Here is a 21,789-nt window from a genome sequence, read left to right on the forward strand (position 1 = left end):
AGGACGACGATAGCGACTGGGTGTTTTCCCGTTCGTCGCTAGCGCCAGGCCGCTGGTTCCCATCTGAATCAGTGAGTGCATGTTTCACACGCTATCGGCAGGTAGCGGATGGTCGCGCTGCAGTCACCTTGGGTCTCCGGCAGCCTTGCCGAGCAAGGCTCAAGCACGATCAGCGGGCCAGGTTGTCAGCACTGGCACTTGTGCCGCTCGTGCCACTGGGCGATGGACTCTTCGGGGTATTCATCGAACTGCAGGTCGCCTTTGCGCAGCGTAACCTCCACCCATGGCGCCTTCGACCCCAGCATCAGGTGCGTATGCTCCGGCGGCACCGGCAACGGCGTGTCGATGGCCGAGGCGAACGGGTGGATCAACGCCGGCCACTCCGGGCTGAACAACCACAAGGCGCTGCCGCACTGCGAACAGAAGTGCCGTTGCGCGGTACTCGCGTGGGCACAGCTGGCGCCCTCGGGCTTGAGCCTGGCGTGGTAGATCGAAATGAGTTTGCGCCCGCGGACCTTCAAGCTCTGGGCATCGCCCGCCAGGTTGATCGCATAACCGCCACCGCCCTGGGTCTTGCGACAGATCGAGCAGTAGCAACGCTGGTAGGGGTAGGGGTGGGCACTGTTGAGGCTGAACGTCACGGCGCCGCAATGGCAGGATCCTTCAAGCTGCATGGGCTGACTCCTGAGGTGAGTATGTAACAACGCTTTGCTAATACCTTAGCCTCAGGCAAGATTCTCCGCTTTGGTTTCAGGGAAGACACCCATGATTGCTCAGTTGCAGGGCGCTGCCGCGCACATCCGTCATGCTGTGCGTGCCGCTACCGAAGGCTTGGTGGGGCGCGAGCAACTCGCCGAATTGATCGTACTGGCGGCCGTGGCCCAGGAGCACATCCTGGTGATCGGGCCACCCGGCACCGCTAAAAGCGCGGTGGTACGGCGTGTCGCGCAGTCCATGGGGGGGCGCTACTTTGAATACCTGCTCGGACGTTTCACCGAGCCCTCCGAACTGTTTGGCGCGGTAGACCTGAAAAAGCTGCGCGAAGGCACGGTGGAAACTGATGTCAGTGGCATGCTGCCGGAAGCCGATATCGTGTTTCTCGACGAAGTGTTCCTGGGTTCCACCGCGATCCTCAACACCTTGCTGGGCGTCCTCAACGAGCGCCGTTTCCGCCGTGGCCATACCCAGGTGCAATGCCCGCTGCGTGTGTGCGTGGGCGCGGCCAACGGCCTGCCGGACGATGAAGCACTGGCGGCGTTCGGCGACCGGTTCCTGTTGCACCTGTTTGTCGAGTCGGTGCCGGACAATCAGTTGGAGGCCATGCTGGCCGGCGGCTGGCAGTCGGAACAGCGCCCGGTGCAACAGTTGCTCGGCCTTGCGCAACTGGACACCCTCGGCCAGGCCCTGAAACACGTCGACCTGAGTGCGGTGCGCCCAACCCTGGCCCAGGCGATTCGCCGCCTGCGTGAAGCCGGCATCCAATTGTCGGACCGACGCATCGTCAAATCCCAGCGCCTGATTGCCGCCGCCGCATTGCTCAGTGGCCGGCTGCAAGCCAGTGACGCCGACGTGTGGCCGCTGCTGTATGTGTTGCCGACCCAGGCCACCCAGCAACACGGCCGTGAAGTGTTGCGCGATCTGTTTGCCGCCTCCAGCAACAGCCACCTGTTCAGCGCGGTGGAAGAGGCCACGCTGCAACCGATGTCACGCTTGAACCGCTTGCTGGAAACCGCCGAAGACTACCTGGCCCGCACCGAGCCGCCGACCAGTACCGCACTCGAAGGTCTGTTGCGCGAGATCGATGCCAATTTCAACAGCCAGACCATGCCCGAGCCGTTGCAGCAGGCGCGGGGGCAACTCACCCGTCTGCTGACACCCGCCGAATGAGCACGCCGAGCCAACCCTGGGCCTGGCGTTCGCGGCAGGTGCCCGCCCAGGCTCAAGCCGCGGTCGCCTGGGGCGATGCTGCGCGGCGTCTGCACGCCCGCCTTACGTTGCTTGCGGCCGACCATGCGGCACGGCTGCAAGCCACTGCCAATGGTGATGTGCTGGTGGTCACCGGTGTGACGGCTGATCTGCCGTGGGTCGATGGCGTGGCGTACGCAGCCCCCAGCGCCAGCGCCCCAGGGCTCTGGTTGCCGACTAGTTGGGAACCGGATGTGCCAGAGGACTTGCTCGGCCATGCCATGTCGGCGCGCTTCAAGCGTGCGCCCTTGCTGGTGTGGCGTACCCCACAGGCCGTGATTCCGCTGGACCGTTTGCTGGCGGTTTCGCCAGCGCATCTGCAGCGTATCGCCGCGTATTGGGGAGCCACCCATGCAACTGCCTGAGTCGCTGCAACCCTGGCGGCAATGGCTGGAGTGGTTTGCCCCGCAGCACCTGCCCCTGTTCGCCGACTTGCTGGGCCGTCTCAACCCGCTGCTGGGACCGTTGCGTGGCGTGCACCAAGGCGGTGTGCCGGAGCCTGACGGCCTGGGCGACTTGCACCGACGCGGCCCCTATGAGCGGTTGCTGTCCAGTGAATGGCTGCTGGCCGATGAAGTGCCCGACGAGTTTCTGCGTCGCGCGGTCGACGGTGAGCATATGTTCCTTGCCCCGCAGTACCGTGCGCGTGAAGCGAACCGCCTGCTTGTGGTGCTGTTCGATGCGGGCCCTTTGCAATTGGGGGCCGCGCGCCTGGTGCACCTGGCCCTGTTGATGTTGTTGGCGCGGCGTGCCGAGGAGGCGGGTGCACACTTGCGCTGGGGCATTTTGCAAGGCGCGCCGGTGTTGCATGAGCTTGATTCAGCGGCACAGCTCAAGCGCCTGCTCGAGGCGCGTACCTATGAGGTCGTGAGCGACAACCATTGGCTGGCATGGCGGGAATCGCTCGCCGACCAGGCTGCGGGTGAGTGCTGGGTCGTTGGCCAGCGGCTGCCCCATACCGATGCCAAGGACTGTACCCATCGCGTGCAGATTACGCGCAACCTGGACGGGCGCAGCCTGTGGTTCGACCTTCAGGCGGGGCAGGCGCGGCGCGTGTCGCTGCCGCTGCCGGACGAACAGCAAGCGGTGCGCTTGCTCAAGGGCCAGTTCGATGACGCGGTGCACGCGCCCGCACCGACCGCTGCCGGGCGAGTGGCTCGGGTTGCATTGACCCTGCCACCGGTCATCTCCGGCTCAGGCAATTATGTCGCGCTGCGCATGCTCGACGAACACGGCATGGTGGTGATCAAGCTGCCCCACAAGAACCAGAAAAAAGCCCTCGAGGTGCGACGCCGACTGTGGGGCAAGGACCAGCACGTGCTCGCCGCCACATTCAACTATCGCAGCCTCGGCGCGGTGCTCGGTGATCACCACGTCCTGCACTTCTGGAACATTCCCAGCCTTGTTTGCGCCAATAAGCCCACGCGCGAAGAGATGCACCTGCCTCCCGGCACCGCGACTTTTCTGCCTGCGGTGTGGCTGCGCGGCCAACGGTCCGAACGCCTGTATTTGCTGGACACGAAAGGCCGCCTCGGCTACTGGCAACGTCCCGGTGGCACGCCCAGGGGTGAAAACTTCGTGGTGAAGAAAAATGTCGTGGGGCTGGCGCAGGTGGATGCCCTGACACTGGTGTACGCCCGCAGTGAGGGCGGGCAAGTGGTGGCTTATTCGGCCTGGGCCGATGGCGAGAAGACCTCCGGCTACGCCGTCGGTGCGGCTGTCGGGGTCAGCCAGGTGCTGTTCGCCAGCACCGCCCATTGGAAGTACGCCTTTGGGGGGTGCGCACTGCTTACTCACCAGGGCAGCCAGCAGAGTTGGCGCCTGGTGACCCATGACAGCTTCCCCGCCAAGAAGGCGCAGATCGACCTGGCTTCCGGCTGGAAAGCCATCGGCCTGCATCACCAGGTGGGCGCGCAGGAGCGCTATTCACTGGTACTGCTGGGGCCCGACCAGCACACCATTGGCCTGTACACCGAAGGCCAGCAGCAGACGCTGTTCACCACCACGGCACCGATTGCCCGTGCAAGTTTCTGCCCCATGAGCGGCCTGGTGGCGGTGCTGACATCCGCGCGGGAATTACTGGTGTTCAACGTGTCCGAGCGCGCCATGCGTTTGCAACTGATGTGCGACCTGAAACAAGAGCCTGCCCATGCGTGAACACGAACCCCTATTGATCCGCCGACCGTTATTGACCGGGCACCAGACCATTGACGGGCTGTGGTTGCCCGCCGAGCGTTTCGTGGCGCAGGAGCGGGTTCGCCTGATCCTGGCGTACTGGCGCAGGGGGGCCGCTGCCTACCGTTTTGGCGACGGCGATCTACTGCAATTCAGCGCGCCTGTCGCGGTGGATTGCCAGGCGCTTGCGGGCTGGCCGTTGGTCCGTCAGGGCCGTGGCCTGTGTTCGGCACGCCTGGCCAGCGAGGAACTGCGCGCGTTGCCAACCGCCGACCTGTGGCTGATACGCGGCGGCCAGGTGCACGCTTTGCAGGTGCGAGACGCCGAGGTGCTCGAACCCGGCCTGTGGCTGGATACCCGCGCCTACACCTTGCTCGATACTTTCGATTGTCATGCGCCCCTCGCGCAGGCTCTGCCTGAACCGGTCATCACCGATGTCCGCGAGATCCTGGGCGGCTTGGCGCCGGTCAGCCCTGAGCAAGAGGGGGTGATCCGGGCCTTGCTGGAGCGTCAACACCCCGCACCGCCAGTAACGCCTTCCAATACCGCGAGCCCTTGGGTCACCGAGGAACCCGCACAATACCCGGCGTTGAAACTGGGCGTCACCGTGGCCCTGGTGGCAGGGTTGATCTGGATGGCCACCCAGGGCCAATCCAAATCGTTGACACCGGTTTCCGCCGCGACCACCGAAGACATCAGCGGCGTGATCCTGGGCATGCTGGTCAGCGCCGTCGTGTTCACCGCCTTGCTGGCGGCGCTGAACAAATACCTGCGCCGGGGTGGGCGGCCTGCCAACGCAGTACCGCAAGCGCCGACCAACCCAGGCATCCCTGAGCGGGCCCAGCCGGGTCGTCACAAACCGGCTGCCTGGCGTCGTTGGCTGACCCGCCTGACCGAGCATTCCAAACTCTCCCGGTTGTACGGCAAACGCCAGGCGGCCTATATGCAGCGCATGCTGGAGATGTTCGAGAGCGGTGATTTTGCTGAGGCCCTGCGCCATGCCATCCCCTTGGGCGGCCAGCAACCGGATGCCGGGCAGAACTTTGGGACGCCGCAGCGGCGCCAGGACCTGACCCTCAGCCAGCAACGCGGGCCCAGCCGTACCTACCGGTTCGAAGAGGGCCTTACCGAACACCTGCGCCAGGTCTATCGCCGCTCCTATGAGCGCCTGGCCCGCGAAAACCGTGTCGAGGAAGCCGTATTTGTACTGGCCGAACTGCTCGAGGAACGCCGCGAAGCCCTCGACTACCTGGAGAAGCACGCGCGCTACCAACAGGCGGCGGACCTGGCCCTGGCCTGGGACATGCCGTCGGCGGTGATCGTGCGCCTGCTGTGCCTGGCCGAAAACTGGCAGCGTGCGTTGCTGGTGGCGCGTCGTGATGATGCGTTTGCCGATGCGGTGGTGTTACTCCAGGCCAGGCAGCCGCAGCTCGCCGACCGTTTGCGCCTGGAGTGGGCCGAATCACTGATCGCCAAGGGCCTGTGGCTGCAGGCCGTCGAGGTGGTGTGGAGCTTGCCGCAAGAGCGCCCGCGTGCCGCTCAATGGCTGCTCGATGCCGAAGCGGCCGGTGGACGCCTGGCGATTGGCGCCTTGGTCAAGCGCGCGATTTTGCTGCCGCATACCATGGAGGCTTATGGGCCATGGATCGAACAGTTGCGTGACGATCCCGCCCGTTGCGCCGAGCGCGATGCCCTGGCGCATGCGTTGTTGGCGCACAAGTCCGACACGGTTGCCCTGGCCTGGCTCGCGGGGGCAACCGTGCATGCGGTGATTGCCGACCAGCTCAGTGGGCGCGGGGGGCTGAACTTCAATCAACTGCAATCGTTGGTGAAGATGAGCCGCGATAAATTATTGCAGGCGGACTTGCCCGGCCAGGCGCTCAAGCGTCCCGCCATCCGCTCGCTGGTGCGTGTGGGCGAGGCGTTGCAATGGGACGCGCCGACCCTGGGCAGCCGACCGCTCTACGATGCGGTGTCGCTGGATGACGAGCGTTACCTGGTGGCATTGGGCGAGGCCGGAGCGGTGGTGGCGGATGGCAGCGGCAAGCCACTGTTCCATTTCGCCGTGCCGGCCGAGCGGATTGTCCTGGCCCACGGCCGGCAGATGGCGCTGGTACTGACCCGGCGCAACAGCGTGTGGCGTATCAGCAAGTTGGACTTGGTCAACCGCGCCGCCATCGACCTGGGCGTGCTGGTGCTGGATGTGTTCGCCGACCAGTTTGACGGCAGCACCTGGACCATCGGCCAAGGCCGGCAACTGCGTGTGGTGGACGTAGATCGTGGCTTTGAAACCTTGTGGCACGTGAGCGACTTGCCCGGCTCGGTTCACGCCCTCAAAGTTAATCAACACAGCGAGTTCCTGTGGCTCTATCACCCGCGTGAAGGTGTTGAGCGCTGGCACTACCGCTTGCCTGAGCGCCGGTTGGCGGGGCGCGAGCCGGCGTCGACGCAGTCGCAGGAGAGCAACGCGCTGTTCTGTGTACTCGACCAAACCGTCGAGTACCTGATCAGGTACAGCGACGACGAAGAGCCGGTGTTGATCCTGGATGTCGACGGTAACCGCAAGGGTTATCGCCTGACGGAATGCGATGAAGGAAGCTTCGATGGCGACCCGGTGCGCATCGCCCTCGACGGTGAGTGGCTGGTGTTTGGCTACATCGCCAGCGAACGCGACACCCGTTGGCACTTTATCCATCGCGGCAGTGACCACGTGTGCGCCGTACTGCATTGGCCACGCCACGAGGTGAACATCCGTCGTACCGGGGATGGCTGGCTGCTATTCGATGACCAGGGGCGCTTGAGCCACATCACGGTGCACGGCGCTCGCCAGCACAACCTCAGCCTGCACTGACCGAGTCCGGCATCAACGTGGCGATCAACGCACGAATGGTGCCGGGCAAGGCCTCCAGCTCCCTCACCAGGATGCTGCGTTCGCGAATCGCCCAAGGTTCATCGAGTTTCACCGCCACCAATTGCATGGTCCGGCTGTGGCGTACGGCGGCCGACTCGGGAATGATGCCAATGCCCACGCCGGCTTCGACCATCCGGCAGATCGCCTCGAAGCTCGACACCTGGATGCGCAGGGACAAGTGCTTGCCCAGTCGCTCCACGTGTTCGCGCAAGAAACTCAGCAGGGTGCTGCCTTCATGCAGGCCGATATGCTGGTAGGCGAGGGTCTGTTCCAGGGTGACCGACGATTGCTCTGCCAGCGGGTGACCGACCGGCACCATCAGCACCAATTCATCCGTACTGAAGTGCAGCACCTGCAAACCCGCCGCCTCCACGGGACCGGCGATAATGCCCATGTCGCTGGTGCCATCGAGCACGCCGCGCACGATGTCGCGGGACAGGCGTTCCTGCAGGTCGACGGTCACGCCGGGCCGCTGCGACAGAAAGCCCGCCAGCACCTCTGGCAAGAATTCGGTGACCGCCGTGGTATTGGCGAAGATGCGGATATGCCCGGCCGAATCCACGCCGTACTGGGTGAACTCGCTCTTGAGATAGTCCACCTGGCGCATGATCAGCCGCGCATGGTGCAGCAAGCGCTCACCGGCCGGGGTGATCTCCACCCCACGGCTGTCGCGGTAGAGCAGGCGGGTGTCGAGCTGGCCTTCGAGGGCCTTGATCCGCGCACTGGCGGCGGCTGGCGAGAGGAACGCGCGCTTGGCACCCTGGGTCAGGCTGGGGGATTCGGCGATATGGATAAACAGGCGCAGGTCAGCCAGGTCGAAGTGCATGCAAGACACCTATTTTGGCAGCAGTGAATGGCCAATGTGGGAAATGTCGTTGTACTCAAGCGTGGCGTTCAGCATAACCGAACGCTGGTTTATTGAAATGCAAATTCTCAGAACGGGTGCGCGCTTGCATGATCCGGGTCAGACACTCACTGCCCGAGGACCCGCACCCGATGAGCGCCCCCGATTGGATCGGCCGAAGCGAAACCGCCCACGACCACCTCAGCCATAACCTGCTCAAACGCATTGCTGCCACGTTCGGCGAGCCAGTGCCCGAGGATGGCGCGGACATACCGCCGCTGTGGCAGTGGTGTTTCTTCCAGGACCCGCTGCCGGAAACCGCGCTGGGTACTGACGGCCACCCGGCCCGTGGCGGGTTCCTGCCGCCGGCCGACAATCGCAATCGCATGTGGGCTGGCGGGCGTATCGAATTCCTGCAGGCACTGCGTGCCGGTGAGGCGGCGACCCGGGTGTCGACCATCACCCACGTGGAAGAAAAGACCGGGCGCACCGGCTCGCTGCTGTTTGTCACCGTGCGCCACGACTACTCCCAGGACGGCCGCCTGGCGATCCGCGAGGAACAGGACATCGTCTACCGCGAGCCCACGCCGCCTAAACCCGGCAGCGGTGAAGCCCTGGCCGAGGGCGAGTGGTCCGAGGCAATCGACCCCACGCCAACCCTGCTGTTTCGCTACAGCGCCGTGACCTTCAACGGTCACCGCATTCACTACGACTACCCCTATGTGACCGGCACCGAAGGCTACTCGGGGCTGGTGGTGCACGGGCCGTTGATCGCCACCATGAGCCTGCGCGCGTTTTGCCGTGCCCATCCCGGCGCCACCTTGCGCCGTTTTGCCTATCGCGGCGTGCGGCCGTTGATTGCGCCGCAACCCTTTGAGGTCGGCGGGTGCGTAGCCGCAGCAGGCGTGGCACAGCTGTGGGCCGGAAACGCCGACGGCCTGGCGCAGCAAGCCAGCGTGCATTTCGAATAATCCAATAACAACAGGCGGAGAGCCGTTGATGAACCCGAATGACAATGAAGAACTCAATGCGATCCGCGAAGGCGTGCGCGCCTTGTGTGCCGAATTCGATGCGGCCTACTGGCGCAAGATCGATGAAGAGAAAGGCTTCCCCGAAGCCTTCGTCAAGGCGCTGACCGACGCCGGCTGGCTGTCGGCGATGATCCCCGAAGAATATGGCGGCTCTGGCCTGGGCCTGGCCGAGGCCTCGGTGATTCTCGAGGAAGTGAACCGCTGCGGCGGCAACTCCGGCACTGTGCACGGCCAGATGTACAACATGTTCACCTTGCTGCGCCACGGCAGCGAAGCGCAGAAACGCTTCTACCTGCCCAAGCTCGCCAGCGGCGAATTGCGCCTGCAGTCGATGGGCGTCACTGAACCCACCACCGGCACCGACACCACCAAGATCAAGACCACCGCGATCAAGCGTGGCGATAAATACATGATCAATGGCCAGAAAGTCTGGATCTCGCGGGTGCAGCATTCCGACCTGATGATCCTGCTGGCGCGCACTACACCGCTGGCCGAGGTAAAGAAAAAGTCCGAAGGCATGTCGATCTTCCTGGTAGACCTGCGCGCAGCCATCGGCAACGGCCTGACCGTGCAACCCATCGCCAACATGGTCAACCACGAGACCAACGAACTGTTCTTCGACAACCTGGAGTTGCCGCTGGACAGCCTGATTGGCGAGGAGGGCAAGGGCTTCAAATATATCCTCGATGGCCTCAACGCCGAACGCACGCTGATTGCCGCCGAATGCATCGGTGACGGCCGCTGGTTCATCGAAAAGGCCAGCGCCTACGCCCGCGACCGCGTGGTGTTTGGCCGCCCCATCGGGCAGAACCAGGGCGTGCAGTTTCCGATTGCCGAAGCGCATATCGAGATCGAAGCGGCGGACCTGATGCGCTGGCGTGCCTGCGAGGAGTACGACAGCGGTGCCAATGCCGGCGCCAGCGCCAACATGGCCAAGTACCTCGCGGCCAAGGCCTCCTGGGAAGCCGCCAACGCCTGCCTGCAAACCCACGGCGGCTTCGGTTTTGCCTGCGAATACGACGTGGAGCGCAAGTTCCGCGAGACTCGCCTGTACCAGGTGGCGCCGATTTCCACCAACCTGATCCTGTCCTACGTGGCCGAGCATTTGCTCGAACTGCCACGCAGTTTCTGAGGGCCTGACCATGAGCCATACCCAAGCCTTGTGTCGGTTCCTTGCCGAGTTGAACGACGCACAACTGCCTGAAGACGTGCTGGCGCGCACCGAAGACCTGTACCTGGATTGGCTCGCCTCGGCGCTGGCGAGCCAAGGCGCGCACCCGATCCCGTTGTTCGAGCGCTATGCACAGAAGATGGGCCCAAGCACCGGGCCGGCGCAGGTGATCGTCAATGGCGCCAGCACCAGCGCGTATTTTGCCGCGCTGGTCAATGGGGCATCGTCGCACCTGGTGGAGCAGGATGACCTGCACAACAGTTCGGTGTTGCACCCGGCGACGGTGGTGTTCCCGGCAGCGCTGGCCGCCGCCCAGGACCTGGGTAAATCCGGCCGCCAATTGCTGTTGGCCTCGGTGGCCGGTTATGAGGCCGGTATCCGTATCGGCGAATTCATGGGCCGCTCCCACTACCGCATTTTTCACACTACGGCCACGGTCGGCACGCTCGCGGCCGCCGTCGCCGTGGGCAAATTGCTGGATTTCAACGAAGAACAGTTCATCAACCTGCTCGGCAGCGCCGGCACCCAGGCTGCCGGGCTCTGGGAGTTCCTGCGCGATGCCGCCGACTCCAAGCAACTGCACACGGCCAAGGCTGCGGCGGACGGCTTGCTCGCCGCTTACCTGACAGCAGATGGGCTGACCGGCGCGCGCAATATCCTCGAAGGCGACCAGGGCCTGGCAGCGGGCATGTCCAGTGATGCCGAGCCTGCCAGGTTGTCCGCCGGCCTCGGCAGCCGCTGGGCGTTGTTGGAAACGTCGTTCAAGTTCCACGCTTCGTGCCGGCACACCCATCCTGCCGCCGATGCGCTGTTGGACCTGATGCAGCGCGAACGCCTCGCTGCCGCCGACATCAGCCATGTGGAAACGCAGGTGCACCAGGGCGCCATCGATGTGCTGGGCCGGGTCAAGGTGCCGACCAGCGTGCACCAGGCCAAGTTCTCCATGGGCACCGTGCTGGGCCTGATCGCCGTGCATGGCAAGGCCGGGCTCACCGAGTTCCAGGCGTTGGCACTGACCGATCCTGCGGTGTCGACGTTTCGCGACAAGGTCAGCATGACCCTCGACCCCGAGGTCGACGGCGCCTACCCGCAACGCTGGCTCGGACGCGTCACCGTCACCACTGTTGACGGCCGCACGCTGCACGGCGCCATCGACGAACCCAAGGGCGATCCAGGCAACACCCTGAACCGTGAAGAGCTGGCGGATAAATTCCACCGGCTCAGCCGGTTCAGCGGTGCTCGCACCTCGGCCCAGGCCGACGCACTGATCAAGCGCGTCTGGGGCTTGCGCAGCGCCACATCCATGGCCCACTGGCTTTGAGGAACCGTCATGACTAACCCAAGACCGCTGGACGGCATCACCGTTGTCAGCCTGGAACACGCGATTGCCGCGCCATTCTGCACCCGTCAATTGGCGGACCTCGGCGCCCGCGTGATCAAGGTCGAACGTCCGGGTGCCGGCGACTTTGCCCGTGGCTACGACGAGCGCGTGCGCGGCCTGGCGTCGCATTTCGTGTGGACCAACCGTTCCAAGGAAAGCCTGACCCTGGACCTCAAGCAGGATGAAGCGGGCGATATCCTCGGCACCCTGCTGGCCGACGCCGATGTGCTGGTGCAGAACCTGGCCCCTGGTGCGGCGGCGCGCATGGGCCTGTCGTTCGAGGCGCTGCATGAGCGCTTCCCGCGACTGATTGTCTGTGACATTTCCGGCTATGGCGAAGGCGGGCCGTACGAAAAAAAGAAGGCCTACGACCTGCTGATCCAGAGTGAAGGTGGCTTCCTGTCGGTAACCGGCGGCCCCGGTGATAACCAGATGGCCAAGGCCGGCTGTTCCATCGCCGACATCTCGGCGGGCATGTACGCCTACAGCGGCATCCTTTCGGCGCTGCTGTTGCGCGGCAAGACAGGCAAGGGCAGCCGCATCGACGTGAGCATGCTGGAAAGCCTGGTGGAGTGGATGGGCTACCCGATGTATTACGCGTTCGACGGCGCCCCCCAGCCACCGCGGGCCGGGGCCGCGCATTCGACGATCTATCCCTATGGGCCGTTTCCCACCGGCGATGGCGGCACGGTGATGCTGGGCTTGCAGAACGAGCGTGAGTGGGCGGCGTTCTGCGACAAGGTGCTGCTCACGCCGACGTTGGCGATGGACGAGCGTTTCAGCGCCAATTTCAAGCGCTCTGCCAACCGCGACGCCCTGCGCCAGATCATCGTCGATAGTTTTGCGCAACTGGCTACCGAGGCGGTGATTCAGCGCCTGGAAGACGCGCAGATTGCCAGTGCGCGCGTGAACGATATGCAAGGCGTTTGGGACCACCCGCAACTCAAGGCGCGTGACAGCTGGCGCGAGGTCGATAGCCCGGCGGGGCCGCTGCCTTCACTGCTGCCACCGGCGCGTAATGCCGCGTTCACCCCGCGCATGGACGGGGTTCCCGGGTTGGGACAACACAGCGAGGCCATTCTCGACAGGCTCGGTTATTCGCCAGACGCCATCGGCGGCCTGCGCGCACGCGGCGTTATCTAACCATAAGGGAATTCAACAGATGCCAAAGCCATTGGTACGTTCGGCGTTGTTTGTGCCCGGTAGCCGACCGGAGCGATTCTCCAAAGCCTTGGCCAGTGGCGCCGATGCGGTGATCGTGGATTTTGAAGACGCGGTGGAAGAGCCGCTCAAGCGTCAGGCGCGGGATAATCTTGGCGCGTTTTTGACAGCAAACACCGCAGCCCAGGTATGGGTGCGCATCAATGCGCCGGAGCATGCCGAGCACTTCGAGGATGTGGCGTTCTGCAAGGCCCATCCGAACGTCGCGGGGGTGTTGCTGCCGAAGGTTGAGAGTGCCGCCCAGGTGGCCGTGGTGGCTGCCACCGGCAAAGTCATCTGGCCGATCATCGAGAGCGCGCGCGGTTTGTTGGCCGTGGCCGAGATCGCCCATGCGCCGCACGTGCAGCGCCTGTCGTTCGGCGGGCTGGACCTGGCGCTGGACCTGAACCTGAGCAGCAACTCCCCGGCCGCGCAGTTCGCCCTGGACCAGGCGCGCCTGGCGTTGATCGTGCATTCCCGCGCCGCTGGCCTGGTCGCACCGCTGGATGGCGTGCACCCGGCCATCGATGACCCCGAGGGGCTGCGCCGTTCGATCCGGCATGCCTATGAAATGGGGTTTGCCGGGGCGTTGTGCATTCATCCCAAGCAGGTGGCGGTGATTCACCAGGCCTTGGCGCCAAGCGCCGAGGACCTGGCCTGGGCCCAGCGCGTGGTAGACGCCGGCGCCCATGGGGCAGGGGCCTATCAGATTGACGGGCAGATGGTGGATGCGCCGGTGTTGCTGCGCGCGCAAAGACTGCTGGCCGCCTCTGTCTGAGGGGAGCCGAATCAAACTGTGGGCGCTGGCTTAGCTGCGATGGCGGTGGATCAATTGCCCGTTGTATCAACTGACAGAACGCCATCGCGGGCAAGCCCGCTCCCACAATGGGCCTTCGTTATCCCGCGGATCCGCGTTCGGCCACGCCGAACGCAGGTATCAAAAATTCGAAATTCACTACACGCGCGACATCAGGCACCTTGCCTTACAACACAACAATAAGAAGGTGATTTTCCATGCTCAAGCTTTCCCGGGCGCTGCTGTGCGCCGCCACCTTGTTTGCCGCGGGCCTGGCCCAGGCGGCGGACCCGATTGTCATCAAGTTCGCCCACGTGGTCGCCGAAAACACCCCCAAGGGCCAGGGTGCGCTGCTGTTCAAGAAACTCGCCGAAGAGCGCCTGCCGGGCAAGGTCAAGGTCGAGGTGTACCCGAACTCATCGTTGTTCGGTGATGGCAAGGAAATGGAAGCGCTGTTGCTGGGCGACGTGCAGATGCTGGCGCCGTCCCTGGCCAAGTTCGAGCAATACACCAAGCAAGTGCAGATCTATGACCTGCCGTTCCTGTTCAATGACCTCGCCGCTGTCGACCGTTTCCAGGCCGCCCAGGGCAAGGCGCTGCTGACCTCCATGCAGGACAAGAACATCCTCGGGCTGGCCTATTGGCACAACGGCCTCAAGCAACTCTCGTCGAACAAGGCGCTGCATGAACCCAAGGATGCCCGTGGCCTCAAGTTCCGCGTGCAGGCCTCCAGCGTGCTTGAGGAGCAGTTCAAGGCGATCCGTGCCAACCCGCGCAAAATGAGTTTTGCCGAGGTGTATCAAGGCCTGCAGACCGGCACGGTCAACGGCACCGAGAACACCTGGTCGAACTATGAAAGCCAGAAGGTCAACGAGGTGCAGAAGTACTTCACCGAGTCCAACCATGGCCTGATCGACTACATGGTGATCACCAACGCCAAGTTCTGGAACGGCCTGCCTCCGGATATCCGCACCACCCTGGAGCAGATCATGGTCGAGGTCACCGTCGAAGTGAACAAACAGGCTGAGGCGCTGAACCAGTCGGCCAAGCAGAAGATCGTCGACGCCAAGACCAGCGAAATCATCGAACTGACGCCGGAGCAACGCCAGCTCTGGCGCGAAGCCATGCGCCCGGTGTGGCAGAAGTTCGAGGGGGAAATTGGGGCTGACCTGATCAAGGCGGCGGACGCGTCCAACCAGTAGCGCAGATTCAATGTGGGAGCGGGCAAGCCAGCTCCCACAGTGTGATCCGGTTTCCAACCCGATACCTATTCCCGCTTCGCGAGGTTTTGCCATGCAAACGCTAAGGCGCGTCTGGGAGCACCTGGAGGAAGGTTTCATCGCCTTCCTGCTGGCCGCCATGACCCTGGTGACATTCGTCTACGTCATGCTCAATAACATCTACACGCTGTTCTTTGCCTTGGCCGACAAGTGGGCCTTGAGCAGCAACTTCTTCAACGCCCTGGGCGACGGCACCATGACCTGGGCCCAGGACATGACCTGGAGCGTGGCGCTGACCAAGGCCATGTTCGGCTGGCTAATTTTCTTCGGTATTTCCTATGGTGTGCGCACCGCCGGCCACCTCGGCGTGGACGCGCTGGTCAAGCTGACCAAGCGTCCCGCGCAACGCATGCTGGGCATGCTCGCCTGCCTGTGCTGCCTGGCGTATGCAGGGCTGTTCATGATCGCCAGCTACAAGTGGGTGAGCGCGGTGATGGGGGCGCATATCGGTGCCGAAGACCTCGACCAGTACGGCGTGGACGTCGGTGACATCGTGGTGATCGTGCCCATCGGTTTCGCCATGGTGTTTATCCGCTACCTGGAAATTTTCTACCGCATCTTTACCCACCGTCAGGTCGGGTTGGGGCTGGCCGACGAGGCTGGCGAGGCCAGCAAATTGGCCGGCAGCCATGAGGAGCGTCACTGATGGCCGTGCTTTGTCTATTCCTGCTGCTGTTCGTGTTCATGTTCCTGGGCGTGCCGATCGCGATTTCCCTGGGCCTGTCCGGGGCGGTGTCGATCCTGATGTTCAGCCAGGACTCGGTAAGCTCCCTGGCGATCAAGCTGTTCGAGACCTCCGACGCCTACACGTTCTTGGCGATTCCGTTCTTCCTGCTGTCCGGCGCGTTCATGACCACCGGCGGCGTGGCGCAACGCCTGATTGACTTCGCCAACGCCTGTGTTGGCCATATCCGTGGCGGCCTGGCGATTGCAGCCGTGCTGGCGTGCATGCTGTTTGCGGCGCTGTCGGGGTCGTCACCGGCGACGGTAGCGGCGGTGGGTTCGATTGCCGTGGCGGGGATGGTGCGTTCCGGGTATCCGAAGGAATTCGGGGCGGGGATCATCTGTAATGCCGGCACGCTGGGCATCCTGATCCCGCCGTCGATCGTGATGGTGGTGTATTCGGCGGCGACCGAGACATCGGTCGGCAAGCTGTTCATGGCGGGTGTGATCCCGGGGTTGCTGCTGGGCCTGATGTTGATGATCGCGATCTACATCGTCGCGCGCATCAAGAAGCTGCCGGCCCAGCCACGGGCGACCTTCCGTGAGTGGCTGACCTGCGCACGCCGTGCCTTCTGGGGGTTGCTGCTGCTGGTGATCATCCTCGGTGGCATCTACAGCGGCATGTTCACCCCGACCGAAGCGGCAGCGGTGGCCGCGGTCTACTCCGCGTTTGTCGCGCTGTTCATCTACAAGGACATGAAGTTCCGCGACTGCCCCAAGGTGCTGCTGGAGTCCGGGCGCCTGGCAATCATGCTGATGTTTATCATCGCCAACGCCATGCTCTTCGCCCACGTACTGACCACCGAGCAGATCCCCCAGGAAATCACCGCGTGGGTGATCTCTGAAGGGCTGACGCCGATTGGCTTCCTGATCATGGTCAACGTGGTACTGCTGGTGGCGGGCAGCTTCATGGAACCGTCAGCCATCGTGCTGATCCTGGCGCCGATCTTCTTCCCGATTGCGATGAAGCTGGGCATCGACCCGATTCACCTGGGGATCGTGATGGTGGTCAACATGGAAATCGGCCTGGTGCACCCACCGGTGGGGCTGAACCTGTTCGTGACCTCGGCAGTGACCGGGTTGACGCTGGGGCAGACCATTCGTGCGGCGTTGCCGTGGTTGATGATCCTGTTGGTGTTCCTGATCATGGTCACGTACTTGCCGTTCATTTCGCTGGCGCTGCCGCACTGGCTCGGCATGTAGCACGATCAAAAACTGTGGGAGCAGGCTTGCCCGCGATAGCGATGTGTCAGTTGCCAACGCTATCGGCTGACACTCCCTCATCGCGGGCAAGCCCGCTCCCACAGGTTAGTTTTGCGTCTGGCCTCAGTGGTCCAGTGCGCTCAGGATCGCATGGGCCACTTTCACACGCTCCCCATTCGGGTAGTTCTTGTTCGCCAGGATCACCACCCCCATGCCCTTGCTCGGCACATAGGCCACATAGGCGCCAAACCCATTGGTGGACCCGGTTTTGTTGACCAGCGTGTCGGCGTGGGGTGCCTGCGGCGGGGTCAGCCAGTCGACCTTGTGTGGCTCAAGCGCCATCTGGCTCGAGTTGCCCTCAACCAAGGCAGCGAGCGTGATCGGGTAGGGATACAGTTCCCAGCCCAGGCCCTGGGTCATGCCGTTTACGCTGTAGTAACCGGTGTGAGTCGTGGCGATCGCCTGTTGCAAGGATTTTTCCAGGCCTGCCGGGTTCATGTTCACACTTACGTAGTGCAGCAGGTCGGCGGCGCTGGTCTTGATGCCGTAGGCCTCGCTGTCCATGGCACCGGGGCCGACGCGTACCGGTTTGCCGTCTTTGCCATAGCCTTGGGCGTACAGGTTCATCTGGCTGGCCGGCACGTTGACGAAGGTGTGCTTGAGCCCCAGTTTCGGGAGCAGGGTGCGCTCCATCGACGCGTCGAACGGTTGCTTGAGGCTCTGCGCCGCTAGGTAGCCGAACAGGCCCAGGCTTGGGTTGGAGTACAAGCGGTGGGTGCCGGGCGCGAAGTCGGGTTTCCAATGCTGGAAGTAGCTGACCATGCGCTGGTTGTTGTCGGCCTCGGCGGGGAACTGAAGGGGCAGGCCCCCGGCGGTGTAGGTGCCCAGGTTGAGCACGCTGATGTGATCGAACCGTCCACCACGCAAGGCCGGCAGGTAGTCGCTGGCCGGCGCGGTGAGGCTGAGTTTGCCGGTCGCCACGGCATAACCGGCGAGGGTGGCGGTGAAGGTTTTGCTCACTGATCCGACTTCGAACAGTGTGTTTTCACTGACGGCTTGCTGAGCGTCTTTGCTGGCGACGCCGTAGTTAAAGTATTGTGTTTTGCCATCCTTCACGATGCCGACGACCAGCCCCGGAATAGACTGTTGCTGCATGAGTGGCTTGACGCTGGCGTCCACCACGGTGCGCAGGTCGGCGGCCGCCAGGCATTGGCCGGCAGCCATGAACAAAGCCAGGGCGGTTAATTTACCCACGCCAGACAAGGAGAGTTGGGGCATGATATCGCTTCCATGAGAGTGATCGATTGACGAGAGAGCCTGCGCGGGCGTGGCAAATGTAGGCCGTTTGCGGGCCTTGGGCAAACGATGATATCTCGCACCTGCCATTAGATTAATTAGGGTCAAGCATGCTGCGCTCCCATTTACCGCTCAACGCCCTGCGCGCGTTCGAGGCGTCGGCTCGGCATTTGAGTTTCACCCGCGCTGCCATCGAGTTGTGTGTCACTCAAGCAGCGGTCAGCCACCAAGTCAAAAGTCTGGAGGCGCAACTTAACGTCACGTTGTTCAAGCGCCTGCCCCGCGGCCTGATGCTCACCAGCGAAGGCGAAACCCTGCTGCCGGTGGTGCGCGAGTCGTTTGACCGCATCGCCCAGACCTTGAGCCAATTCGAAGGCGGGCACTACCGCGAGGTGCTCACGGTCGGCGCAGTCGGTACCTTCGCCGTCGGCTGGTTGTTGCCACGGCTGCCGGATTTCCATGCACGCTACCCCTTTATCGACCTGCGCCTGTCCACCCACAACAACCGCGTCGATGTGGCCGCCGAAGGCCTGGACTATGCGATCCGCTTCGGCGCAGGTGCCTGGCATGGCACGGATGCCTGCGAACTGCTGGAAGCGCCACTGAGCGTGCTCTGCGTGCCGCAACTGGCTGAGCAATTGCACGCACCCGCCGACCTGTTGAAACACACCTTGCTGCGCTCCTACCGCGCCGATGAGTGGAGTTTGTGGTTCCAGGCCGCCGGTTTGCCAGTCGATACCCTGGTGCCGCGCAGCATCGTGTTTGATTCCTCGTTGGCAATGATGGAGGCGGCCTTGCAAGGCACGGGGGTGGCGTTGGCGCCGGCGATGATGTTTTCGCGACAACTGGAGAGCGATGTCATCCGCCAGCCGTTCGACGTCGGCATCACCACCGGCAGCTATTGGCTGACGCGCTTGCAGTCACGCGCCGAGACCTCGGCGATGCTGGCGTTCAAGGGCTGGTTGCGGGAAATGGCGACGCAGGGCTGAATACTTTTTTTGAAACATAATGAAACATTTGCCGAGGGCCAGGGCTCTACCGCCACACCTGCACTGAGTTATTTCATGAAAACACCGCGCCCCTCCGCCCGCATGCCCCACCTGATCCAATTGCGAAACCTGAAGATGGCGCGTTCTGCCCACGCCTATGTGCGCGGCAGCACCGTGCAGTTCTACGAGTGGCTGCAGAGCCACACCGGCCGGCGCTTGCCCCATGGCCCGGCGATCTGGATCTGCGGCGACTGCCACGCTGGCAACCTGGGGCCCACCGGGGACACCAAGGGCCGCATCGATATGCACATCCGCGACCTTGACCAGGCGGTGATCGGCAACCCGACCCACGACCTGGTGCGCCTGGCCCTGTCCCTGGCCACCGCCGCGCGCGGCTCGGACCTGCCGGGCGTCACCACCGCACGCATGCTTGAAGAGATGATGGTGGGCTATGAACAGGCCTTCAAGGACAAACCCGACCAGGTGCCGCCGCGTCCGTCCCAGGTCAACGCGGGCATGCGCAGCGCCGTGGCGCGCACCTGGAAAAACCTGGCGCGCGAGCGCATCGAAAGCGCCCGACCGACCATTCCTTTGGGCAAGCATTTCTGGTCGCTGTCACGGGCCGAGAAAGCGGCGCTGGAAACCCTGTGTGCCTCGGACGACATTCATCAACTGGTCACTTCGCTCAAGGGGCGGCCCAAGGACGCCAGGGTCGAACTGCTGGACTCCGCCTATTGGGTCAAGGGCTGCAGTTCGCTCGGCCTGCTGCGCTATGCCGCCTTGCTCGGCGTGGGCGACAAGGACGACCAGGAATATTGCCTGATCGATATCAAGGAGGCCGTTGGCGCTGCTGCACCCCGCGCGGCGCGGGCAAAGATGCCCAGGGACAATGGGCGGCGCGTGGTGGAGGGCGCGCGCCAGTTGTCACCAGGCCTGGGTGAGCGGATGGTCGCGACGCGTTTTCTGGACCACGGGTTTTTCATCCGTGAACTGCTGCCCCAGGACATGAAGCTGGAGCTGGATGAGTTGAGCGAGACGGACGCCATGCACGCCGCTGGCTACCTGGCGCGGGTGGTGGGTGTCGCCCATGCCCGCCAGATGGACCGCGAGACGCGCAAGGACTGGATGGCGGTGTTGCAGGAAAACCGCTCCAGGCAGTTGGATGCGCCGTCCTGGCTATGGACCAGCGTGGTGCAACTGGTGGGGAGCCATGAGCAGGGCTACCTCAACCATTGCCGTCGGTATGCCTTGGAACACTGACCTCGAGAACGAAGTCGATCCAATGTGGGAGCTGGCTTGCCTGCGAAGCGGTGGGTCAGTCACCACATAGGTGACGCAAAGGCCGCTATCGCAGGCAAGCCAGCTCCCACAGTTAATGGGTGCCTAGGCCAAATATTTATGGAACCAGTCGAGTGTTCTTTTCCACGCCAGGTTCGCCGCTGCCTCGTCATAGCGCGGCGTCGAGTCATTGTGGAAACCGTGGTTGGCGCCCTTGTAGATATACGCCTCATAGGTCGTACCGGCTGCCTTCAACGCCTTCTCGTACGCTGGCCAGCCTTCATTGATCCGCGTGTCCAGTTCGCCGTAGTGCAACATGATCGGCGCCTTGATACGCGGCACATCCTTGGCCTCCGGCTGACGCCCATAGAACGACACCGCCGCACCCAATTCCGGGTACGCCACGGCTGCTGCATTGGTCACGCCTCCGCCATAACAGAAGCCGGTGATGCCGACCTTGCCGGTGCTGCTGTCATGGTGCATCAGCCATTCGATGGCGGCGAAAAAGTCGTTCATCAGCTTGGTCGGGTCGACCGTTTGCTGCAGTGCCACGCCTTTTTCATCGTTGCCCGGGTAGCCGCCAACCGAGGTCAGGCCGTCGGGTGCCAGGGCAATGAAGCCGGCCTTGGCCAGGCGCCGCGCGACGTCTTCGATATAGGGGTTGAGGCCACGGTTCTCGTGGACCACCACCACCGCCGGCAACTTGCCCGCTGCTTTGGCCGGGCGCACCCAGTAACCACGCACGGTACCGTTGCCCTTGGGCGACGGGTAGGTGATGTAGTCGGCGACGATGTCCGGGTCGGTAAATTTGACTTGTTCGGCCAGGGCGTAGTTGGGGCTCAGGGCCGCGAGCAGGGCCGAAGCGGTGAGGCCACCAAAGGTGAACAGCGCGGCGCGGTCGAGAAATTCGCGGCGGTTGATCTTGCCGTGGGCGTAGCCGTCGTAGAGTTCCAGCAGTTCGGGGGCAAAGTCTTTCGCGGTGAGACGAGTCATCGGTGCAATCCTCGATTAGCGGTGGCAGTCAATGTAGACCAGGATCAGTCCCCGCGACCATGGGCGGCGGCGGCCAATTGGCCGGTGTCGACGCGCACGAAGATCGAATCGCCTACCGCCGTCAGCACGTCACTGGCGTACACCTCGCAGATCACGCGAGTCTTGCGGCCCACGTCGCCTTCGACCCGCGCGCGCAGGGTGAGGGTGACGCCCATGGGCGTGGGCTTGATGAATTTGATGCCCAGGTTGCCGGTGACGCAGTCGATGCGCGGCAGGCTGCCGGGTTCGCGCTGCTCGGCGCGGTAGTGGTAGGCCATGGCGGTCCAGTTGGAATGGCAGTCCACCAGCATGGCGATCAGGCCCCCGTAGACCAGGTTGGGCCAGCCGCTGTAGTGGGCCTCGGGCAGATGTTCGGCGATCAGGTGGATACCGTCCGCGTCCCATCGGCTCTTGATATGCAGGCCGTGGGGGTTGCTGGCGCCGCAGCCGTAGCAGATGCCTTCTGGCGCGGTGATGTCCTGGAGTGAGGGGGAATGCATGCAGAATCCTTGTT

At 63.6% G+C, this 21,789-nt stretch carries 19 protein-coding genes; 14 read left to right on the top strand and 5 right to left on the bottom strand.

What is annotated here, in order from left to right:
* Nucleotides 1–185: 185 nt before the first annotated feature.
* A complete protein-coding gene (locus CQ002_RS18725; RefSeq protein WP_105162380.1) occupies nucleotides 186–674 on the bottom strand; it encodes a GFA family protein in 489 nt (162 codons plus the stop codon).
* Nucleotides 675–765: 91 nt separating this feature from the next.
* Between CQ002_RS18725 and CQ002_RS18730 the strand changes: the two genes are divergently transcribed.
* From CQ002_RS18730 to CQ002_RS18745, 4 genes are read left to right on the top strand one after another with little or no spacing between them, the layout of a single operon-like run.
* Nucleotides 766–1,887 (top strand): AAA family ATPase, encoded by a 1,122-nt coding sequence (locus tag CQ002_RS18730; RefSeq protein ID WP_034104844.1) that lies wholly within the window; start codon nucleotides 766–768, stop codon nucleotides 1,885–1,887.
* Entirely contained in the window at nucleotides 1,884–2,330 is a 447-nt protein-coding gene (locus CQ002_RS18735) for a hypothetical protein (RefSeq protein ID WP_034104846.1), read from the top strand. Before CQ002_RS18730 ends, CQ002_RS18735 begins: the two co-directional genes overlap by 4 nt.
* Nucleotides 2,317–4,122, top strand: coding sequence for a hypothetical protein (locus CQ002_RS18740; RefSeq protein WP_105162379.1), 1,806 nt, complete (start codon nucleotides 2,317–2,319; stop codon nucleotides 4,120–4,122). Before CQ002_RS18735 ends, CQ002_RS18740 begins: the two co-directional genes overlap by 14 nt.
* The gene (locus tag CQ002_RS18745; protein ID WP_105162378.1) at nucleotides 4,115–6,991 is read left to right on the top strand and encodes a bpX6 domain-containing protein; all 2,877 of its coding nucleotides are present in this window, start codon (nucleotides 4,115–4,117) and stop codon (nucleotides 6,989–6,991) included. Before CQ002_RS18740 ends, CQ002_RS18745 begins: the two co-directional genes overlap by 8 nt.
* On the opposite strand, the gene CQ002_RS18750 is transcribed toward CQ002_RS18745, so the two are convergent.
* Nucleotides 6,978–7,877 (bottom strand): LysR family transcriptional regulator, encoded by a 900-nt coding sequence (locus CQ002_RS18750; RefSeq protein WP_034104853.1) that lies wholly within the window; start codon nucleotides 7,875–7,877, stop codon nucleotides 6,978–6,980. The genes CQ002_RS18745 and CQ002_RS18750 overlap by 14 nt on opposite strands.
* A gap of 170 nt (nucleotides 7,878–8,047) precedes the next feature.
* On the opposite strand from CQ002_RS18750, the gene CQ002_RS18755 reads away from it, so the two are divergent.
* From CQ002_RS18755 to dctM, 8 genes are all read left to right on the top strand, one after another.
* Nucleotides 8,048–8,866 (top strand): MaoC family dehydratase N-terminal domain-containing protein, encoded by an 819-nt coding sequence (locus tag CQ002_RS18755; protein WP_105162377.1) that lies wholly within the window; start codon nucleotides 8,048–8,050, stop codon nucleotides 8,864–8,866.
* Nucleotides 8,867–8,894: 28 nt separating this feature from the next.
* Nucleotides 8,895–10,058, top strand: a complete 1,164-nt coding sequence (locus CQ002_RS18760; RefSeq protein WP_105162376.1) for an acyl-CoA dehydrogenase family protein — start codon at nucleotides 8,895–8,897, stop codon at nucleotides 10,056–10,058.
* A gap of 10 nt (nucleotides 10,059–10,068) precedes the next feature.
* A complete protein-coding gene (locus tag CQ002_RS18765; RefSeq protein WP_105162375.1) occupies nucleotides 10,069–11,418 on the top strand; it encodes an MmgE/PrpD family protein in 1,350 nt (449 codons plus the stop codon).
* A gap of 9 nt (nucleotides 11,419–11,427) precedes the next feature.
* A complete protein-coding gene (locus tag CQ002_RS18770; protein WP_105162374.1) occupies nucleotides 11,428–12,621 on the top strand; it encodes a CaiB/BaiF CoA-transferase family protein in 1,194 nt (397 codons plus the stop codon).
* 19 nt (nucleotides 12,622–12,640) lie between these two features.
* Nucleotides 12,641–13,456, top strand: coding sequence for a CoA ester lyase (locus CQ002_RS18775; protein ID WP_105162373.1), 816 nt, complete (start codon nucleotides 12,641–12,643; stop codon nucleotides 13,454–13,456).
* 236 nt (nucleotides 13,457–13,692) lie between these two features.
* Nucleotides 13,693–14,676: a TRAP transporter substrate-binding protein gene (locus CQ002_RS18780; RefSeq protein WP_034104864.1), complete on the top strand. Its 984-nt coding sequence runs from the start codon at nucleotides 13,693–13,695 to the stop codon at nucleotides 14,674–14,676.
* Between the two features lie 91 nt (nucleotides 14,677–14,767).
* Nucleotides 14,768–15,400 carry a TRAP transporter small permease gene (locus CQ002_RS18785; RefSeq protein ID WP_105162372.1) on the top strand — a complete coding sequence of 211 codons (633 nt, stop codon included), beginning with the start codon at nucleotides 14,768–14,770 and terminating at the stop codon, nucleotides 15,398–15,400.
* On the top strand, nucleotides 15,400–16,680 hold the full coding sequence (gene dctM / locus CQ002_RS18790; protein WP_034104869.1) for a C4-dicarboxylate TRAP transporter large permease protein DctM: 1,281 nt from the start codon (nucleotides 15,400–15,402) through the stop codon (nucleotides 16,678–16,680). The genes CQ002_RS18785 and dctM overlap by 1 nt, the downstream gene beginning before the upstream one ends.
* Nucleotides 16,681–16,803: 123 nt before the next feature.
* Here the strand turns inward: dctM and ampC are convergent, their stop codons facing one another.
* Complete coding sequence (gene ampC, locus CQ002_RS18795) at nucleotides 16,804–17,958, bottom strand: class C beta-lactamase (protein ID WP_034104871.1); 1,155 nt, start codon at nucleotides 17,956–17,958, stop codon at nucleotides 16,804–16,806.
* Nucleotides 17,959–18,086: 128 nt separating this feature from the next.
* On the opposite strand from ampC, the gene CQ002_RS18800 reads away from it, so the two are divergent.
* Both CQ002_RS18800 and CQ002_RS18805 read left to right on the top strand, forming a co-directional pair.
* On the top strand, nucleotides 18,087–18,965 hold the full coding sequence (locus tag CQ002_RS18800) for a LysR family transcriptional regulator (protein ID WP_034104873.1): 879 nt from the start codon (nucleotides 18,087–18,089) through the stop codon (nucleotides 18,963–18,965).
* Between the two features lie 75 nt (nucleotides 18,966–19,040).
* Nucleotides 19,041–20,225: a DUF2252 family protein gene (locus tag CQ002_RS18805; RefSeq protein ID WP_105162371.1), complete on the top strand. Its 1,185-nt coding sequence runs from the start codon at nucleotides 19,041–19,043 to the stop codon at nucleotides 20,223–20,225.
* Between the two features lie 123 nt (nucleotides 20,226–20,348).
* Here CQ002_RS18805 and yghX read toward each other — a convergent pair whose 3' ends face one another.
* A complete protein-coding gene (gene yghX / locus CQ002_RS18810; RefSeq protein ID WP_034104877.1) occupies nucleotides 20,349–21,236 on the bottom strand; it encodes a YghX family hydrolase in 888 nt (295 codons plus the stop codon).
* Nucleotides 21,237–21,280: 44 nt separating this feature from the next.
* On the bottom strand, nucleotides 21,281–21,775 hold the full coding sequence (locus CQ002_RS18815; protein ID WP_105162370.1) for a PaaI family thioesterase: 495 nt from the start codon (nucleotides 21,773–21,775) through the stop codon (nucleotides 21,281–21,283).
* Between the last annotated feature and the right edge of the window lie 14 nt (nucleotides 21,776–21,789).

Origin of the sequence: Pseudomonas sp. MYb13 (genome assembly GCF_002980075.1) — a bacterium.
Taxonomy (GTDB): Bacteria; Pseudomonadota; Gammaproteobacteria; order Pseudomonadales; family Pseudomonadaceae; genus Aquipseudomonas; species Aquipseudomonas lurida.

What these genes read in the sequence shown, in the direction of transcription:
- CQ002_RS18740 (WP_105162379.1), top strand. Translation starts at nt 2,317, where the DNA reads ATGCAACTGCCTGAGTCGCTGCAACCCTGGCGGCAATGGCTGGAGTGG.
- CQ002_RS18785 (WP_105162372.1), top strand. Translation starts at nt 14,768, where the DNA reads ATGCAAACGCTAAGGCGCGTCTGGGAGCACCTGGAGGAAGGTTTCATC.
- ampC (WP_034104871.1), bottom strand. Translation starts at nt 17,958, where the DNA reads ATGCCCCAACTCTCCTTGTCTGGCGTGGGTAAATTAACCGCCCTGGCT.
- dctM (WP_034104869.1), top strand. Translation starts at nt 15,400, where the DNA reads ATGGCCGTGCTTTGTCTATTCCTGCTGCTGTTCGTGTTCATGTTCCTG.
- CQ002_RS18805 (WP_105162371.1), top strand. Translation starts at nt 19,041, where the DNA reads ATGAAAACACCGCGCCCCTCCGCCCGCATGCCCCACCTGATCCAATTG.
- CQ002_RS18760 (WP_105162376.1), top strand. Translation starts at nt 8,895, where the DNA reads ATGAACCCGAATGACAATGAAGAACTCAATGCGATCCGCGAAGGCGTG.
- CQ002_RS18775 (WP_105162373.1), top strand. Translation starts at nt 12,641, where the DNA reads ATGCCAAAGCCATTGGTACGTTCGGCGTTGTTTGTGCCCGGTAGCCGA.
- CQ002_RS18745 (WP_105162378.1), top strand. Translation starts at nt 4,115, where the DNA reads ATGCGTGAACACGAACCCCTATTGATCCGCCGACCGTTATTGACCGGG.
- CQ002_RS18730 (WP_034104844.1), top strand. Translation starts at nt 766, where the DNA reads ATGATTGCTCAGTTGCAGGGCGCTGCCGCGCACATCCGTCATGCTGTG.
- CQ002_RS18815 (WP_105162370.1), bottom strand. Translation starts at nt 21,775, where the DNA reads ATGCATTCCCCCTCACTCCAGGACATCACCGCGCCAGAAGGCATCTGC.
- CQ002_RS18750 (WP_034104853.1), bottom strand. Translation starts at nt 7,877, where the DNA reads ATGCACTTCGACCTGGCTGACCTGCGCCTGTTTATCCATATCGCCGAA.
- CQ002_RS18780 (WP_034104864.1), top strand. Translation starts at nt 13,693, where the DNA reads ATGCTCAAGCTTTCCCGGGCGCTGCTGTGCGCCGCCACCTTGTTTGCC.
- CQ002_RS18770 (WP_105162374.1), top strand. Translation starts at nt 11,428, where the DNA reads ATGACTAACCCAAGACCGCTGGACGGCATCACCGTTGTCAGCCTGGAA.
- yghX (WP_034104877.1), bottom strand. Translation starts at nt 21,236, where the DNA reads ATGACTCGTCTCACCGCGAAAGACTTTGCCCCCGAACTGCTGGAACTC.
- CQ002_RS18800 (WP_034104873.1), top strand. Translation starts at nt 18,087, where the DNA reads ATGCTGCGCTCCCATTTACCGCTCAACGCCCTGCGCGCGTTCGAGGCG.
- CQ002_RS18725 (WP_105162380.1), bottom strand. Translation starts at nt 674, where the DNA reads ATGCAGCTTGAAGGATCCTGCCATTGCGGCGCCGTGACGTTCAGCCTC.
- CQ002_RS18755 (WP_105162377.1), top strand. Translation starts at nt 8,048, where the DNA reads ATGAGCGCCCCCGATTGGATCGGCCGAAGCGAAACCGCCCACGACCAC.
- CQ002_RS18765 (WP_105162375.1), top strand. Translation starts at nt 10,069, where the DNA reads ATGAGCCATACCCAAGCCTTGTGTCGGTTCCTTGCCGAGTTGAACGAC.
- CQ002_RS18735 (WP_034104846.1), top strand. Translation starts at nt 1,884, where the DNA reads ATGAGCACGCCGAGCCAACCCTGGGCCTGGCGTTCGCGGCAGGTGCCC.